The organism is Brevibacterium sp. RIT 803 (genome assembly GCF_016892625.1).
Classification (GTDB): Bacteria; Actinomycetota; Actinomycetes; order Actinomycetales; family Brevibacteriaceae; genus Brevibacterium.
The window spans coordinates 298265-315109 of record NZ_JAFEMW010000001.1 but is presented as its reverse complement, the minus strand read 5'-3'; the positions used below and the strand labels follow the sequence as shown (position 1 = coordinate 315109).

Genomic DNA, 16845 nt, shown 5'->3' with positions numbered 1-16845 from the left:
GGTGATCGTGGCAGTACTGGTCATCTCCGCGCTGTCCGTCGTCGGCACCGACGAGGTCACGGAGACCAAGGACTTCACGGTCAAGGACGGCGCCCACGCCGTCGTCCTCGACGAGGCGATCGTTCCCTATTCGGGCACCAACGTGACCGTTGAGGCCGCGAACGCCGACGGCAAGAAGCTGTTCGTCGGCACGGCGAACGGCGTCGACACCGACAGCATCCTCGACGGAGTGGCGCAGGAGCAGATCAGCAACGTCGAGTTCCCCAACACCGTCGAGCACCGGTTCATCCCCGGTGACGACGCTCCCGAAGCGACTCTCACCGACAGGGACTGGTGGACGAGCAAGGACACGGGAGAGAAGGTGGCGAAGACCTTCGACCTCGACGCTGACCCGCAGGTCCTGGTCATCGCCGCCGCGGACGAAGGCGAAAATCTTGATGGAACCACGGTCTCGCTGAAGATGCGTGTGGAGGGAGTCCTGGCTTTGAGCCTGGTCGGAATCGCCCTGGGCATCATCTTGGCCGGATTCGGCGCCTACTTCTTCCTGCGCTGGTTCAACGGACGCATCCGGCCCGAGAAGAAGAGGTCGGTCGCCCGGAAGACTGGTCGCGGTCCGGGTCCAGGGCCCGGTGCCGGCCCAGGCCCCGGCGCCGGGACTGACCCCCACGGGCCCATGACGAACACCGGCAGGGTGCGCAGCTCTCGCCTCGTGAAGAACCCTGGCACGGCGACGGCGCAGCCACCTCGGCGGGCGAACTCACGGGGCGGACGATCGCTGCGCATCGTGACAGCCGCGTCGCTGACGACCGGACTGGCATTGAGCGGATGCACCGCGCTGCCGGTGGCACAGCCGCACAGCCCAGACATCACGCCCTATGAGCGCGCGGCGATGCGCCCGGGTGAGGCCGGGGAATTCATGACCGGCTACACCGAATCACTTGATGAGATCCTCAATGATGGAGGCGACGACCTCGAAAAGATCCAGGGAGAACCTCTGATCGATCGGACCCGCGCGCAGATGCAGATCGCGAAGAAGGCGAAGCAGAAGCTGCGGGCACCGAACTTCAGCGAGGTCGTCGCCGGCAGCCCGAGCTTCACCGAGTACCCGATGTGGTTCTACGCATTCGGCACCGCAAAAGGGGACGCGAAGCTCACGCAGGTCCAGCTGGCGACCCGGGAATCCGCCTCGACCGAGCCGATCGTGCGCACTGCCTCCTATATCCCGACCGAACAGATGCCGACGCTGATGGCCGACGGGAAAGGGGCCGTCAAGCCCGGCCCAGAGGGATTCGACAAGGAGATGACGACGACCGCGGACCAGGTCTCGAAGTTCCTCGTCGACGGCAAGGCCGAGGCCGCGGATGCCGATGGGCTCAAAGAAGGCGGGTTCAAGGACTTCAGGGGCTACCTGGGTGACCTGCGGGGCAAGGACTCGGGATTCGACAAGGTCGATATCTCCTGTCAGCCCTATGAGAAGCTCGACTTCACCTCGATGACCCTGAGCACCGAACACGGCGCCATCGGGATGGGCGAGGTCCGCTGCACCCTGACGATCGAGGTCCCCGACGACTATTCGGTCGACTTGGGCGACACCATCGAAGCGGTGAAGACCAACGACAAGGATGGAAACACCGTCAAGGTCGACACCGCCCACCCGTATGTGCTGATGAAGACCGGCGATGAGTTGAGCGCCGTGGCCACCGACTGGAATGTGCTGTCCTCACGCATCGAGTGAGCGCAGGTCCCTTCACGCGTCTTCACGCAGAGAGTGACAGAACCGCTCAGGCCCCACCTCGGTGGGGCCTGACTTCTCAGCTGGTGCGGATTCTGCGCCCCACGAGGTAGAGCCACCACAATCCGACCAGGGGCAGGATGAGCGGAATGAACCCGTAGCCGCTGCCGAAGGATGACCACACGGAGGGCTTGGCGAAGTCCTCCGGATGGGTGAAGCTGAGGATGCCGACGATGATGACGCCCACGAACTCGACGAGGCAGGCACCGATCGCGATCCGGTGCGAGGCGCGGTTGCCGATGACCAGGCAGATCGTGGCCACGATGTAGATGACGGCGGCGATCACGGAAAGCGAGTACGCGACCGGGGCCACGTCGAACTCGCGGATGACCTGGTAGCCGGCGCGTGCGGTCGCCGAGAGTGCGAAGACCCCGTAGACGGCCGTCAGTGCTCGGCCCGGGCCGGTGTGCATCGCCGAGAACGGTGAGCGATTGCGCTTCGCGGCCCGTTCCTTCTTCGCCGAGGCGGCCGCTGAGCGGGCACCGCCATCGTCGTTTCGCTTCTTCACTGCCAAATCTGGTCCAATCTCTCGATCATGACGATCACCGTCAGTCCTGCTGCCGCGAGCACTCCCGGCCCCCAGCGGCTCAGTTCCGCGAACGCCCAGAAGCCGGCTAGGGCGATGACGAGGATCGCGGTGATGACGTAGCCGAAGTACAGGAGCGGATCGATGCCGTGGGTCGACCCGAATGTGGCGATCGAGAGAACCAGCTGCACGATGAGCAGCAGCAGAAGCACAGCGGTCGCGCCGAGCAGCAGTCTGCCAGCGGGGCGGTTGCGAATGGTCTCGATGATCGACCAGATGGCCAGGACGGCGGAGACGGCATAGAGCACGATGGTGAAAACGGTGAACACCCGGCCCAGTTTAGTCGGCGTGAACGTGGCCCCGGAACTTCAGGTGCCCGGTGGTGGCCCGGTATCGGGTGAGATGCGGCACTGATCCTGGCCGAAGTGCCCGTCACGGCCTAAACTAGGGAAAGTGCCGATTTACCTTGACCACGCAGCCACCTCGCCGATGCCGGCAGAGGTGCTCGACGTCTACACCGCTGAGCTGAGCCGACGGGCCAATCCCTCGGCCCTGCATGCCGTAGGTCAGGCCGCGCGGATGCGCATCGAGACAGCCCGCGAGGACATCGCCCGTGGTGTGGGCGCCGCAACATCATCGGAGGTCATCTTCACCTCCGGCGGCACTGAAGCCGACAACTTCGCGCTCAAGGGTCTCTACCTCTCGCGTAACGACTCCACCTTCGAAGCACCGGTTCGCCCACGCGTGCTCACCACGACGATCGAACATCATGCGATCCTTGACTCCGTGGAATGGCTGGCCAGTCAGGGTGCCGAGATCGTCTACCTCGACGTCGACGAAGAAGGACGCCTCGACCTCGACGTGGCCCTGGCCGAACTGCGCCGCGCCCCAGAGCGCACGGCACTCATCTCCATCATGGCCGCAAACAATGAGATCGGCACCCTTCAGCCGATCGCCGAAATCGGTGCAGTCGCGAAGGAAGTCGGTGTGCCCTTCCACATCGATGCCGTGCAGGCTTTGGGCCAGATTCCGCTGAACTTCGCCGACCTCGGTGCCACCGCCATGTCGATCACCGCTCACAAGATCGGCGGACCCGTGGGCATCGGTGCACTGCTGCTCGACCGCGGTGCCGCCCCCGCACCGATCCTCCACGGTGGGGGACAGGAACGCGGGGTCCGCTCGGGCACACTTGACGTCGCCGGAGCCGTGGCCTTCGCCAAGGCCGTCGACCTCGCCACCGCCGACATCGAGACACGAGCCGCCCGCTTCTCATTCCTGCGCGACCGGCTCATCGCCGGCATCGAGGACACGATTGACAATGCCGCATTGTCCGGTCGCCGAGGTGCGGGCAGGCTTCCCGCGAACGCGCACTTCACGTTCTCAGGATGCGAGGGCGACTCCCTGCTCTTCGGCCTCGACGCGAGAGGACTGGCGACCTCGACGGGTTCGGCCTGCTCAGCCGGGGTCTCACGTCCCTCCCATGTGCTGCTGGCCTGCGGTATGGAGGAAGACGTCGCCAGATCAGCCCAACGATTCAGCCTCGGCCACGACTCGACCGAAGAAGAGGTCGATCGTCTCCTCGAGGTTCTGCCCGAGGTCGTCGAACAAGCACACCAGGCCGGAATGGTCTCCGCCACTCCGCGCTGGATGCAAGGAGCATCATGAAAATACTCGTCGCCATGTCCGGCGGAGTCGACTCGTCAGTCGCCGCGGCACGTGCCGTCGACGCCGGCCACGAAGTCGTCGGCGTCCACCTCGCCCTGTCCCGCATGCCCGGAACACTGCGCACAGGTTCACGCGGCTGCTGCACCATCGAGGACTCAAGGGACGCCCACCGCGTGGCCGGGATGCTCGACATCCCGTTCTACGTGTGGGACTTCTCCGAACGGTTCAAAGAGGACATCGTCGATGACTTCATCGCCGAGTATGCGGCCGGACGCACACCCAATCCGTGTATGCGCTGCAATGAGCGCATCAAGTTCGCGGCACTCCTCGACCGTGCCCTGGCACTGGGCTTCGACGCCATCGCCACCGGCCATTATGCCGAGGTGCTGCGCGACGAGGATGGGCGACCGGAACTCCACCGCGGAGAGGATCTCGCGAAGGACCAGTCCTACGTCCTCGGTGTGCTCTCCGGCGACCAGCTCGAGCACTGCTACTTCCCGATCGGCGCGACCGCGTCGAAGGCAGAAGTCCGCGCCGAGGCTGCCGAGCGCGGATTCTCCGTGGCCAACAAGCCTGATTCCTACGACATCTGCTTCATCCCCGATGGTGACACGAAGGCGTGGCTGGCGGACAAGATCCCCATGCGTCCTGGCCTCATCAAGGATGCCGAGGGCGAGACCCTTGGCGAACACGACGGTGCGATGACCTACACCATCGGCCAGCGCAAGGGCCTGGGCATCCAGAAACCCGCGGCCGACGGCCAGCCGCGCTTCGTCACCGGTCTCGACCCGGCCTCGAACACCGTCACGGTGGGCTCCCGCAGCGATCTCGGGGTCTCCCACCTGACCGGGATCCGGACGACATGGGCCGGACCGGCACCGGCAGACATCGGCAGCGAACCGGCGACCGCCATCGACTGTGAGGTCCAGATCCGGGCCCACAGCGACCCGGTTCCGGCTCGAGCCTGGTTGGGTGACTACATCTCCGCGGCACCCGAGCACGAAGTGAACCCGATCGTCGACGAGGTCGACGTGCCGGCCGCACGACCTGCCGGACAGCTCATGCACATCGACGTCGACGAGGAACTCTCCGGCGTCGCACCCGGGCAGACCATGGTCATCTACCGCGGAACCCGGGTTCTGGGCCAGGCCACCATCGATGTGACAGCCAAGGACCGCCTCGGCGTCTGAGGACAAGGACGGCCTCGGCGTCTGGGCTGTGCTCATCGCCCCTGCGTTAACCTGGGGGCATGAAGGAATTTCCCCAAGATGTCGTCACGGCACCTTTCGGAACCTGGTCATCTCCGCTGAGCGCTGCGGAGGTGGCTGCCGGTTCCGCACCGATCTTCGATGCCGCGTTCCGCGGTGAGCACATCTACTTCTCCACGAAGGTCCCAACGGAGAATTCCCGCACCGGCCTGATCCGGACCTCACCGTCGCATCCGGGACTGAAGGAGCAGGTGCTGCCCGCGGAGTTCAACATCAGGTCCTCCGTACACGAATACGGGGGAGCCGCCTGGGCTCTGGACCCCAGCAGCGAAGTCATCTACTTCGTCAACGCCTCCGACCAGCGGATCTGGCAGATCATTCCGGGCAGAGCCCCGCATGCGCTGACCCCTGATACCTCGGGCCGCATCCGGTACGGGGACCTGACGATGACCAGTTGCGGTCTGCTGTGCGTGCGTGAGGATTGCCGGTCCACGCGCAGGGAACGAGCCATCGTCCTCATCACCAGGCACGGAACGACGAATGTGCTCTCGCGCCGTTCCCACTTCATGGCCTGGCCCCGACTGTCCCCGGACGGCTCCACACTGGCGTTCATCGGTTGGGAGCACCCCAACATGCCCTGGGACTCGACGAGCCTGTGGCTCATCGACGTCCGCACTCAGGACACCCCCGTCGCCGCGGTCATGCACGGACGTGACGTTTCGCTCCTGCAACCCGGTTTCACCTCGGACTCCTCTCTCATCGTCAGTTCCGACCACAACGGTCACTGGGCACTGTACTCATTGGACTTCGAACCGGTCGACTGCCTTGTTCGCGACCGACGGGTGGCTGCGAAGGACTCCGAGCAGGGCAGCGACGCCGGTGTGGAACTCGGCATCTCCGCGCTGAGACCGGTCCTCGACACCGGCGGCGAGATCGGCGGACCGCTGTGGCAGCTGGGCACCAACTGGCATCTGAGTGACGACGAGGAGATCTGGGCCCACTCCCAGTCCGCGACCGCCTCCCTGATCAGGGCGAGACACGACGGTGAGTCCGAGGAGATCAGACCGCAGGGGGAGCTCTTCGGCAGCCTCGAACTCCATGACCTGAGCCGCAGCCATGTTCTCCTGACCGGGAAGTCCGCGGACTCGACCGGAGCCCTGTATGCCGTGGACCGGTCCAGCGGCACCTTCATTGAGATCGCCCAGGAACGCCTCGATGCTCATCTGGACTACTATTCGCGGCCCCGCGCCCGAGAGCTCGGCGGCATCCCCGTCGTCATCCACCCACCGCACAACCCGCGCTTCACCGCTCTCGACCGTGAACTTCCGCCCTATGTGATCTCCATTCACGGCGGACCGACAGGTCAGGCGACCCCTGACATGTCTGCGCGGTCAAGCTACTTCACCTCGCGGGGAATCGGCGTGATGGAGGTCAACTACGGCGGCTCGACCGGATACGGGCGCAAATGGCGCGACCGCCTGCGCGGACAGTGGGGGATCGTCGACGTCTCCGACACCCTTGCCGCCCTTGAGGCTCTTGTGGCTGAGGGGCTGGCCGATCCTCACCGCATCGCGATCTCCGGGGCCTCGTCGGGTGGATGGACCGTGCTGTCGGCGCTGGCCTCATCAGAGGCATTCGCCTGCGGCACCTCCTATTTCGGGGTCACCGACCTGATGCGCTTCGTCGTCGACACCCACGACTTCGAGAGGCATTACATCGACGGTCTGGTCGGCCCATGGCCGGAGGCACAGGACGCTTACATCACTCGGTCACCGATTCGACGGACGAGTCAGATCAACGTTCCGGTGGCCATCATGCAAGGCGATCGGGACCCGATCGTACCGCCCAGTCAGGCCCAAGAATTCGTCGATATGTTGGAACTGACCGGAGTGGAGTACATTTACCGTCTGTACAAGGGCGAGTCCCACGGATTCGTCCGCGCCGAAACCATCATCGATTCCCTGGAAAGCGAGTTCGGGTTCTATGCCGACGTCTTCGGAATCCCACGCAGCCGCAACCATGGCTGAAACGGTCGAGACTCCCACCACCCTCGGCCCGGCAGGCACGACCACCGGGGTCTGGATCCCCGGACCCAGAGCAGAGACCGGGCCCGGCTCCGCGTCCGGTGCTTCTGGATACATCGCGAACAGCCCCGTTCGTGAGGCCGCCGCGGCGGCCTTCACCCACCTCGGTGAGCAGTTGCCACCGGTGCCGCTGAGCGCCCACCGAGCCGAGGACCGGTGGGGCGCCGACGCGATCGGTCGTGCAGTCGGGCTGCTGACTGACCTCCACGTCGACCGGGCCTCCTTCGGCTGGCGACTGACGAGCGCAGCGGGGAGAGACGAACGACTCGAGTCCTCGGCACTGAGTGAGGCCTTCGACGCCATCGCCGAATACGGCGACGGCTACACCGGTGGGGTCCAGATCTCCCTGCCGGGACCCTGGACCCTGGTCACCGCGCTGAGCCTGACATCCGGGGCTCCTGTGCTCGGCGACCTCGGCGCCCGCCGCGATGTCATCCAGGCCTATGCCTTCGGTCTAGCCGCCTTCGCCGACAAACTCTCCACACTCGGCATGCAGCCCGTGGTCCGTCTCGTCGAGACCCGCCTGCATCCGGTGCTCACCGGCACATGGCCCACGGTCTCCGGCTGGGCCACCCTGCCCGCGGTCAACGAGACCCAGGTCTATGCTGCCCTGCAGTCGACGCTGCGCCACCTTCCCCCGGCTCTGCTCAGCCTCCCGGATTTCGATCCCCTGCAGCTGCAAGGTAAGGAGATCACCGCCGCCGAGGTGGTTCGCAACTCCGGTGCCACCGCTGTGTCAGTGCCGTTGGCTAGCCTGAAGGCACAGGGTTGGGAACAGCTGGCCATGATCTCCGAAGCCGGGATCGGGACCTGGATGGGCCTGCCGCCTGCCGCAGGTTCGAGACCGCAGGAGGTCAAACACTGGCTGAACCGGATCATGACGCCATGGAACCGCATCGGCATGAGTACGAAGAGTCTGCGCGATTTCGGAGTCCTCGCAGGCGAAGAGCTACCGATGACCTATCCGCCCCTGCTGACCTCGGTCGATGGGGACGGTGCGAAGAACATCAGCACGGGAACGATGATGATCGCCGCAGGCTTGCGGCGTGCCTTTGAGGAGATCGAATGACCGCAACGCCCGACAAGTCCGACCGTTCCGCGAGTTCAGGGGCCGCTGCGAACTCAGACCTCTCAGATGCCACCGCCCGCGCTCAGGCACATGCAGATCTCGTCGAGAAGATCGAAGCTCAGCGCGCCGCCTACTACACGGACGATTCGCCGCTCGTCTCCGATGCCGAGTACGACGAACTCGTCCACAGGCTCGAAGACCTCGAGGAGAAGTTCCCCGAACTCGTCACAGACTCCTCACCGACGCAGACCGTCGGCGGCAGCGTCGACACCTCGACCTTCGATCCGGTCGAGCACATCGGTCGGATGTACAGCCTCGACAATGTCTTCGACTTCGAGGAGCTGAGGGGATGGTACGACCGGGTCCGCGCGGCCACCTCGGCGAGGTCGAAGTTCCTCTGCGAACTCAAGATCGACGGACTCGCCGTCAACCTCCTCTACCGCAACGGCGAACTCGTTCGCGCCGCCACCCGCGGCGACGGCCGCATTGGTGAGGACATCACCGCCAATGTCCGCACCATCTCCGATATCCCCGATCACCTCGATACCGACTACCCACCCGCCGAGGTCGAGATCCGCGGTGAGGTGTTCTTCCCGCTGGAGAAGTTCACCGAGCTCAATGCCGCCCTCGTCGAGGAGGGCAAGGCTCCGTTTGCCAACCCCCGCAACTCGGCTGCGGGATCCCTGCGCCAGAAGGACCCGGCAGTCACCGCTGTGCGACCGCTGCACATGCTCGTCCACGGCATCGCCGTATGGACCCCGGCCGATGATTCGCATCCTGAACCTGCTCACCAATCCGAGGTCTATGAGCAGTTCCGGTCATGGGGGCTGCCCATCAGCGAGTACTTCAAGGTGCTTGAGACGGTCGATGAGATCGAAGAGTTCATCACCTACTACGGCGAGCACCGCCACGATGTCACCCACGAGATCGATGGCATCGTCATCAAGATCGACGACATCGCCGTCCAGGAGACCCTGGGCTACACCTCACGTGCGCCACGTTGGGCGACGGCCTTCAAATACCCGCCCGAAGAGGTGACGACGAAGCTGCTCGACATTCAGGTCCAGGTGGGCAGGACCGGTCGAGTCACTCCGTTCGCGGTGATGGAACCGGTCACCGTCGCCGGATCCACGGTCGAACGAGCGACTCTGCACAACGGCTACGAGGTCACCCGCAAGGGCGTGCTCATCGGTGACACGGTCACCCTGCGCAAGGCCGGTGACGTCATCCCAGAGGTCCTCGGCCCGGTGGTCGCACAGCGCGACGGCAGCGAACACGAGTTCGTCATGCCCACTCACTGCCCTTCATGCGGAACCGAGCTGGGGGAGCAGAAGGCAGGGGACAAGGACAAACGCTGCCCGAACTCCCGGTCATGCCCCGCACAGCTTGCCAACCGAATCTTCTACCTGGCATCCCGCGCCGCCTTCGACATCGAAGCCCTGGGCGAAGAGGCGGCGCTGGCACTGACCGCTCCGGCCGAGCCCGAGCAGCCGCCGCTGACGTCTGAGGCATTCCTCTTCGACCTCACTGCCGAAGACTTGGCCGATGTGAAGATCTGGCGGGACAAGAAGGTCAAAGGGGTGGAGACCGGGGAGCGTGAACTCGTGCCCTACTTCTACACGCGAGCTGCTGCGAAGAAGCCGAGTGCCCCGAGCGCCAATACGACAAAGCTCTTCGAGGAACTCGACAAAGCCAAAGATCAGGATCTGTGGCGAGTCCTCGTCGCACTCTCGATCAGGCACGTCGGTCCGACCGCAGCACGCACTCTGGCCGCACACTTCCGGACACTCGAAGCGATCCGGGCCGCTGAGCTCGACGAGCTCTCAGCCGTCGACGGCATCGGATCGACGATCGCGGCGAGCATCCGCGACTGGTTCGCCGTTGACTGGCACATCGAGATCGTGCAAGCGTGGGCTGCCGCCGGAGTCCGAATGGAGGACGAGGCACAGGAAGCAGGCGCACAGACCCTGGAGGGTCTCACGATCGTGGCCACCGGCTCTCTGAGCACATTCACGCGCGACGGGATCAAGGAGGCGATCCTCTCCGCCGGCGGCAAGGCGGTCAGCTCGGTGTCGAAGAAGACCGACTATGTGGTGGCAGGTGAGAACGCAGGATCGAAGTTGGACAAAGCCGAATCACTGGGAGTCAGGGTCCTCGACGAGGACACATTCCGCACGCTCCTGGAGACCGGCAGCGTGGACTGATCGCCCATCGAATTTCAGGATCGTCACAGGCATATTCAAGTGGGGAGACAGCTCAGTCTGAAAGAGTGAAGGCATGAAATCAATCCCCCGGTTGGTCGCTGGCACTGCTGTCGTCCTCGCTGCTGTACTCACCACTGCGCCGGTGACAGCTGGTATCGCCGACTTCGTCCTCAACCCGGGACAGCCGCCGATCAAACGCGCAGCGCCTGCAGTCTCCGGCTCGACTGCGGAGCTTCCGATGCCGGTGAGGTCTCGTGGCGAAGGTCGCGACGATGTCGACGACGAAGCCTCTCACCGCACAGGGTCCGACGGGGAGCAGCCGAACGATTCTTACCGTCTGCACGGAGGTCCCAGCGAAGCAGCCGGCACGGGATCGCAGGCCAGTGGCTTCGTCGTGCGAGCTGGAGATTCGGCGGGCTTGGTCGCACACACCGCTGCCGACGCCCAATCTCGTGTCTCAGATCTCGCGAAGGACCTGCAGACCGGTGTTGACGCCGGTGAGTACACCCAGGATGACGCAGACAGGGTGCTCAGCGAGCTCGCGAGCTACATCAAAGGCGAACGCACCTGGCCAGAGCGCGTCGGGGCCTGAGTTCGGAACCCTGCCTGAGTTCGGAACCCTACCTGAGTTTGGAACCCTGCCTGGCGACACTCGTGCACCTCGGCGAAGCTGGGCAGTGAAGCTCGGCGAACCTCACAGCGATCGAATCTGAACCGGTCCGGCAAAGAGACTAGACTTGCTGACGAGTAAACAGAGACGATGAAAGGCAGGGAATGACGGAGTCCTCCGCAATCACCCCCGAGCAAGTCGAGCATTTGGCCTCGCTGTCTCGGATCGCCATGGGCGAAGACGAGCTGAAATCGCTCGCCGGTGACCTGAGCACCATTTTGAGCAATGTCGCCAGGGTCAACGAAGTGGCCGGCGATGACGTACCAGCGACCAGCCATCCGATCGCACTGTCGAATGTGCTGCGCCCCGATGTCGTGGGTGAGACCCTGACCAGCGAGCAGGCTCTGGCCTCGGCCCCGGCGTCCGCAGATGACAAATTCCTCGTCCCACAGATCCTTGGGGAGGAATGATGAGCGAACTGATCAATAGGAGCGCCCTTGAACTCGCCGCAGGATTGAAAGCCGGCGAGTTCTCCTCCGTCGAGGTGACTCAGGCTCACCTGGATCGCATCCATGCCACCGAAGCCGACTTCGGCTCATTCATCACCGTCACCGACGATCTCGCGCTGGAGACGGCCAAAGCAGTCGATGCCGAGCGCAGCGCTGGTGGAGACGTCCACGCCCTGGCCGGGGTGCCCGTGGCACTCAAGGACCTCGTCGTCACCGAAGGCGTGCGCACGACAGCGGGCTCGAAAATGCTCGAGAACTGGGTTCCACCCTACGAATCCACCGTTCACAACAAGGTCAAGGCCGCCGGACTCCCGGTCCTCGGTAAGACCAACCTCGACGAGTTCGCGATGGGATCGACGACCGAGCACTCGGCCTTCGGCACCACCCGCAACCCGTGGAACCTCGAGCACGTTCCCGGTGGTTCCTCCGGCGGCGCTGCAGCAGCCCTCGCCGGCTTCCAGGCTCCACTGTCGGTCGGCACGGATACCGGCGGATCGGTGCGACAGCCCGCCGCATTCACCGGCACCGTCGGTGTGAAGCCGACCTACGGTTCGATCTCACGTTTCGGCATCATCGCCATGGCCTCGAGCCTCGATCAGGTCGGCCCGATGGGCCGCAATGTCGCCGATGCCGCGGCTCTCCACGAACTGCTGGCCGGGCACGACCCGCTCGATTCGACCTCGTTGCCGGACCCGGTGGCCGGTTTCGTCTCCGCGGCACAGACTTCGGATCTGGGGGGCAAGAAGCTCGGCGTCATCAAACAGCTGCGCGGTGAGGGCTACCAGGACGGCGTCCGCGATGCCTTCTCCGCCGCCCTCGATGTCGCCGCTGCTGCCGGCGCCGAAATCGTCGAGGTCGACTGCCCGTCGATCTCATACGCACTCGACGCCTACTACCTCATCATGCCTTCCGAGGTGTCATCGAACCTGGCCCGCTACGACGGCATGCGCTACGGGCTGCGGGTCGAGCCCGAGTCGGGCCCGGTCACCGCTGAGACGGTCATGGCAGCCACCCGCGCAGCCGGTTTCGGCAATGAGGTCAAGCGCCGCATCATTCTCGGCACCTACGCCCTCTCCGCCGGTTACTACGACGCCTACTACGGGTCGGCACAGAAGATCCGCACCCTGGTGCAGAACGATTTCGCGAAGGCCTTCGCAAGCTGCGACGTCCTCGTCTCGCCGACGGCGCCGACGACCGCATTGAAGTTCGGCGCCGAGGCGGCATCCGACCCGATGGCCCTCTACCTCGGCGACGTCGCGACCATCCCGGCCAACCTCGCCGGAATCCCTGGACTGTCACTGCCCGCAGGACTGGCCGACGGGCTGCCCGTCGGATTCCAGATCCTCGCCCCGGCACGTGAGGACGTGAAGCTGTACGAGGTGGCCGGCCCGCTCGAAGCAGCCTTGGAAGCCTCCGGGACTCGGGTGCTCGATACTCTCGCGGAAGGACTGACCACCAAGTGAAATACGAAGACGCGATCAAGAAATACGATCCGGTCATCGGCATCGAGGTCCACGTCGAGCTCGGCACCGCGACCAAGATGTTCGACGCCGCACCCAACACCTTCGGCGGGGGACCGAACACCAACATCACCCCCACCTCGCTGGGACTGCCCGGCTCCCTTCCCGTTGTCAATGAGAAGGGTGTGGAGTACGCGATCAAGATCGGCCTGGCGCTGGGATGTGAGATCGCAGAGACCTGCCGCTTCGCCCGGAAGAACTACTTCTACCCGGACGTTCCCAAGGACTTCCAGACCAGCCAGTCTGATGAGCCCATCGCCGCGGAGGGCGAGGTCGAGATCGAGCTCGAAGACGGAACGATGTTCACCATCCCCGTCGAGCGCGCCCACATGGAAGAGGACGCAGGCAAGAACACCCATATCGGCGGCGCCACCGGACGCATCCACGGAGCCGACCACTCCCTGGTCGACTACAACCGCGCCGGTGTGCCCCTGGTCGAGATCGTGACTCACCCGATCACCGGGACCGGGGATCGGGCCGCCGAGGTGGCCTCCACCTACGTGCGCACGCTGCGCGACATCTTCCGCGCCCTCGACGTCTCCGAAGCACGCATGGAACAGGGCAACGTCCGTGCCGATGTCAACGTGTCACTGCGCGAGAGCCCCGACGCTCCACTGGGCACCCGCACAGAGACGAAGAACGTCAACTCCTTCCGTTCGATCGAACGCGCGGTCCGCTACGAGATCGCCCGCCAGGCAACCCGGCTCGAAGCCGGAGAGAAGATCGTGCAGGAGACCCGTCACTTCCATGAAGGTACGGGGGAGACCTCTTCGGGGCGCCCGAAGTCCGACGCCGATGACTACCGTTACTTCCCGGAGCCCGACCTGGTGCCTCTCGTTCCCAGCCGCGAATGGGTCGAGGAGCTGCGGGCGACTCTGCCTGAACTGCCTGCGCAGAAGCGCCGTCGGCTTGCAGGTGTGTGGGGCTTCTCCGATCTGGAGATGCGTGACATCGTCAACGCCGGTCTGCTCGAAGTCATCGAGGAGACGGTCAACGCCGGTGCGAAGCCTCCAGCGGCGCGCAAATGGTGGACCGGTGAGGTCGCCAGGCTGGCCAACCAGAAGGATCAGCCCACCGCTGAACTCGTCACACCGACGCAGATCGCAGCACTGATCGGACTGATCAACGAGGGCAAGCTCAATGACAAGCTCGCGAAGGACGTCCTCACCGCCGTTGCCGACGGAGAAGGCGAACCGGCCGAGGTGATGAGTGCCCGTGGTCTCGAGATCGTCGAAGACACCGATGCGCTCGAGGCGGCCGTTGAGGAAGCCATCGCTGCCAACCCCGATGTGGTCGAGAAGATCAAGGGCGGGAAGATGCAGGCCATCGGCGCCCTGATGGGACCGATCATGAAGGCCACCCGCGGTCAGGCCGATGCTGGGAAGGCCAAGGACCTGATCCTGGCCAAGATCAACGGCTGAATTCGCAGGCGGCCGCTTCAGTAGGCGACTGAACAGAACTCAGGATTGATCCAGCCACACCCTCTAGACTCGGATACCACAGAAGTCCGGAGGGTGTGGCTGTTCGCATTCTCACGGGCCAGACGCCGACTCCGCCGGACCAGGATCCGGCGGATCAGGCGTGAGGGTGCCATCCGTACGTGGAGGTGAATGCGGTGTCTCAGTCATGGAAGTCGTTGTGGAAGAGCGAATGCGGGAAGTCGATCCCGATCTATCGCATCCTCGTGCCCGAAAGCGTGAATCAGAGCATCGTGAAGGCGTGGAACGCTCGCGGGTACCGCTACACCGCCGGAGCACCGAGCGCGATCATGCTCACCGGGGCAATGCGTCGAAACTTCTTCCGCTCCAGCATGCTGTTCAAGGGCGGCACAGGAACCGGAGCCGCCGTCACTGCGGGCTTCGCAGCGCCGGGCGGGCTGGCGCTGCTGGCCGGAATGGCCGACGCCGCGCTGACATTCGGAGCTCTCGGAGGAGCGACCGCAGTGGGTACCGGTGTGTTCGCCGCAGTCACCGGACCGAAGTACTTCCGTGATCCCAAACGGCTGAGCCGGAAGAACCGTCAGCAGGTCGGACAGGCACAGTGGATCACGCCAGCTTCGCTGGGGTTCCAACCTGGCCGCAAAGAGGGCCGCGACACCGACGAACAGCGATTGTTCCACCTCGCCGTGACGATCGCGCGAAAGATCGTCCGGACACGCGCCTGGACCCACCCCATCCTGCGGGACCACGTCTCACGTGTCGACCTCGACCATGCTGTCGCCTCGATCGGAGTGCGACTGGCCGAACTGGTCCGGCTGCGCGAGGAGATCGAGAGCATCAGGGACGCGGGCACCGCGAAGTCGGTGGAGACATACCTGTCGAAACTCGCAGTGGCCTTTACCTCGATGGCCAACCGTGTGCTGTCGATGCACGAATACTATGAGCATCTCATCGCTCTCGACGAGCAGCTCATGCTGCTTCACAATTCCGAACGCTCGCGTGAACTCGGCGACCGCGTCCTCGACGTTCTGTCCCGGACAGCAGCCGACGACTCTGCGGACTGGCAGTTCAGGGAACTGCGGATCGACGCTGAGTCACAGTCCTCGATCATCTCGGGCCTGGTTGCCGAGCTCGACCAGACTGCAGACGACTTCGACGATTTCGACACACGACTGGCAGCTGCCCAGGAGTCGATCGATGCATTCGAACCCACGCCCTCACCGGGGCAGGACCGTCGCCTGGAGTGAACCGAATGCGGACGTCGGGGCCAGTGACGTCGGGATCAGTGACCGAAGGGATCGGGATCGACACCCGGCGTCCATGAACGGCCGGGAACGTTGTACCCGTTGGCGGCCTGCTCCTTCTTCCACTTCTTCGACCAGCGCTTGTCGAGTCGGTCCACATAGAGTGTGCCCTGCAGATGATCGTATTCGTGCTGCATGATGCGGGCGAACCAACCTTCAGCGGTCAGAGACACCGACTTGCCGGTCTCATCGACACCGTTGACCGTGACACGATCCGCGCGCTTGAGCGGAAAGTCGAGACTGGGCACCGAGAGGCACCCTTCGGTCTCCTCATCGGGATCCGGCCGGGTGTCGGGGATCTTCGAGGCGATGAGCAGGGGGTTGATGAACGTGCCGCGTCTGCGGACTCCCGCGTCATCCTCGGCGTTGAAGACGAAGATGCGCTTAGCAACGCCGATCTGCGGAGCGGCCAGGCCGACACCATTGCTGGCGTCGAGGGTCTCATGCATATCGGCGATCAGGGTAGCGAGCTCGTCGTCGAAGTCGGTGATCTTCTCCGCACGTTGGTGCAGCACGGGCTCGCCGTAGATGACGATGGGATGAATAGGCATGAGGACAATCGTATCGGCTTTCCCCACGGCATTGCGCCTGCCTTTTCGCTCGGCGCTCTGCACGGGCGCTCGCAGATCCACGATCGTCTCGGCGTCTCAGATTCGCACTCCTCCGGCAGTGCCGAAACCGTGGTTCTCAGTACCGAAGTCGGAGCCTCAGGGCGAGACGGGATAGGCAAAAGCAGCCCTGATTGTTCAGCGGTTCTCTCGGATCAAGCGCTCTTCGCCGCGACCAGAAACAGGTTGTTCATTGACGATGACTCGTGATGACATGATATTTCGCCCGAAGCGAACATGGATTGTTGAGCAACCGCAGTGGGAACAACCTCGAATGAGCAGTGGTTATGATGGTGATGAACCGTCT

General features: G+C 64.3%; 14 protein-coding genes. 11 read left to right on the top strand and 3 right to left on the bottom strand.

Annotated features, from left to right (window positions below):
* The first annotated feature begins 7 nt into the window (after positions 1-7).
* Positions 8-1735 (top strand): hypothetical protein, encoded by a 1728-nt coding sequence (locus JTF07_RS01375; RefSeq protein ID WP_204232550.1) that lies wholly within the window; start codon positions 8-10, stop codon positions 1733-1735.
* Positions 1736-1811: 76 nt separating this feature from the next.
* Here JTF07_RS01375 and JTF07_RS01370 read toward each other — a convergent pair whose 3' ends face one another.
* Both JTF07_RS01370 and JTF07_RS01365 read right to left on the bottom strand, forming a co-directional pair.
* Positions 1812-2306, bottom strand: coding sequence for a hypothetical protein (locus JTF07_RS01370; RefSeq protein ID WP_502710949.1), 495 nt, complete (start codon positions 2304-2306; stop codon positions 1812-1814).
* A complete protein-coding gene (locus tag JTF07_RS01365; RefSeq protein WP_204232549.1) occupies positions 2297-2647 on the bottom strand; it encodes a hypothetical protein in 351 nt (116 codons plus the stop codon). The genes JTF07_RS01370 and JTF07_RS01365 overlap by 10 nt, the downstream gene beginning before the upstream one ends.
* Positions 2648-2771: 124 nt before the next feature.
* On the opposite strand from JTF07_RS01365, the gene JTF07_RS01360 reads away from it, so the two are divergent.
* The 10 genes from JTF07_RS01360 to JTF07_RS01315 all read left to right on the top strand — a co-directional run bounded on the left by JTF07_RS01360 (position 2772) and on the right by JTF07_RS01315 (position 15873).
* Positions 2772-3983 carry a cysteine desulfurase family protein gene (locus JTF07_RS01360; protein ID WP_204232548.1) on the top strand — a complete coding sequence of 404 codons (1212 nt, stop codon included), beginning with the start codon at positions 2772-2774 and terminating at the stop codon, positions 3981-3983.
* Positions 3980-5173: a tRNA 2-thiouridine(34) synthase MnmA gene (gene mnmA, locus JTF07_RS01355; RefSeq protein ID WP_204232547.1), complete on the top strand. Its 1194-nt coding sequence runs from the start codon at positions 3980-3982 to the stop codon at positions 5171-5173. Before JTF07_RS01360 ends, mnmA begins: the two co-directional genes overlap by 4 nt.
* Positions 5174-5232: 59 nt before the next feature.
* Entirely contained in the window at positions 5233-7218 is a 1986-nt protein-coding gene (locus JTF07_RS01350; protein WP_204232546.1) for a S9 family peptidase, read from the top strand.
* A complete protein-coding gene (locus JTF07_RS01345; RefSeq protein WP_204232545.1) occupies positions 7211-8344 on the top strand; it encodes a hypothetical protein in 1134 nt (377 codons plus the stop codon). Before JTF07_RS01350 ends, JTF07_RS01345 begins: the two co-directional genes overlap by 8 nt.
* Positions 8341-10548 carry an NAD-dependent DNA ligase LigA gene (gene ligA / locus JTF07_RS01340; protein WP_204232544.1) on the top strand — a complete coding sequence of 736 codons (2208 nt, stop codon included), beginning with the start codon at positions 8341-8343 and terminating at the stop codon, positions 10546-10548. The genes JTF07_RS01345 and ligA overlap by 4 nt, the downstream gene beginning before the upstream one ends.
* A 73-nt stretch (positions 10549-10621) precedes the next feature.
* Positions 10622-11140: a hypothetical protein gene (locus JTF07_RS01335; RefSeq protein WP_204232543.1), complete on the top strand. Its 519-nt coding sequence runs from the start codon at positions 10622-10624 to the stop codon at positions 11138-11140.
* A 182-nt stretch (positions 11141-11322) separates the two neighbouring features.
* On the top strand, positions 11323-11628 hold the full coding sequence (gene gatC / locus JTF07_RS01330; RefSeq protein ID WP_009882665.1) for an Asp-tRNA(Asn)/Glu-tRNA(Gln) amidotransferase subunit GatC: 306 nt from the start codon (positions 11323-11325) through the stop codon (positions 11626-11628).
* Positions 11628-13130 (top strand): Asp-tRNA(Asn)/Glu-tRNA(Gln) amidotransferase subunit GatA, encoded by a 1503-nt coding sequence (gene gatA, locus JTF07_RS01325; protein WP_204232542.1) that lies wholly within the window; start codon positions 11628-11630, stop codon positions 13128-13130. Before gatC ends, gatA begins: the two co-directional genes overlap by 1 nt.
* Positions 13127-14608: an Asp-tRNA(Asn)/Glu-tRNA(Gln) amidotransferase subunit GatB gene (gatB, locus tag JTF07_RS01320; RefSeq protein ID WP_204232541.1), complete on the top strand. Its 1482-nt coding sequence runs from the start codon at positions 13127-13129 to the stop codon at positions 14606-14608. Before gatA ends, gatB begins: the two co-directional genes overlap by 4 nt.
* Positions 14609-14802: 194 nt before the next feature.
* Positions 14803-15873 (top strand): hypothetical protein, encoded by a 1071-nt coding sequence (locus JTF07_RS01315; RefSeq protein ID WP_204232540.1) that lies wholly within the window; start codon positions 14803-14805, stop codon positions 15871-15873.
* Positions 15874-15908: 35 nt separating this feature from the next.
* On the opposite strand, the gene def is transcribed toward JTF07_RS01315, so the two are convergent.
* Positions 15909-16481, bottom strand: coding sequence for a peptide deformylase (def, locus tag JTF07_RS01310; RefSeq protein WP_143922418.1), 573 nt, complete (start codon positions 16479-16481; stop codon positions 15909-15911).
* Between the last annotated feature and the right edge of the window lie 364 nt (positions 16482-16845).

What these genes read in the sequence shown, in the direction of transcription:
- gatA (WP_204232542.1), top strand. Translation starts at nt 11,628, where the DNA reads ATGAGCGAACTGATCAATAGGAGCGCCCTTGAACTCGCCGCAGGATTG.
- JTF07_RS01350 (WP_204232546.1), top strand. Translation starts at nt 5,233, where the DNA reads ATGAAGGAATTTCCCCAAGATGTCGTCACGGCACCTTTCGGAACCTGG.
- gatC (WP_009882665.1), top strand. Translation starts at nt 11,323, where the DNA reads ATGACGGAGTCCTCCGCAATCACCCCCGAGCAAGTCGAGCATTTGGCC.
- mnmA (WP_204232547.1), top strand. Translation starts at nt 3,980, where the DNA reads ATGAAAATACTCGTCGCCATGTCCGGCGGAGTCGACTCGTCAGTCGCC.
- def (WP_143922418.1), bottom strand. Translation starts at nt 16,481, where the DNA reads ATGCCTATTCATCCCATCGTCATCTACGGCGAGCCCGTGCTGCACCAA.
- JTF07_RS01335 (WP_204232543.1), top strand. Translation starts at nt 10,622, where the DNA reads ATGAAATCAATCCCCCGGTTGGTCGCTGGCACTGCTGTCGTCCTCGCT.
- JTF07_RS01345 (WP_204232545.1), top strand. Translation starts at nt 7,211, where the DNA reads ATGGCTGAAACGGTCGAGACTCCCACCACCCTCGGCCCGGCAGGCACG.
- ligA (WP_204232544.1), top strand. Translation starts at nt 8,341, where the DNA reads ATGACCGCAACGCCCGACAAGTCCGACCGTTCCGCGAGTTCAGGGGCC.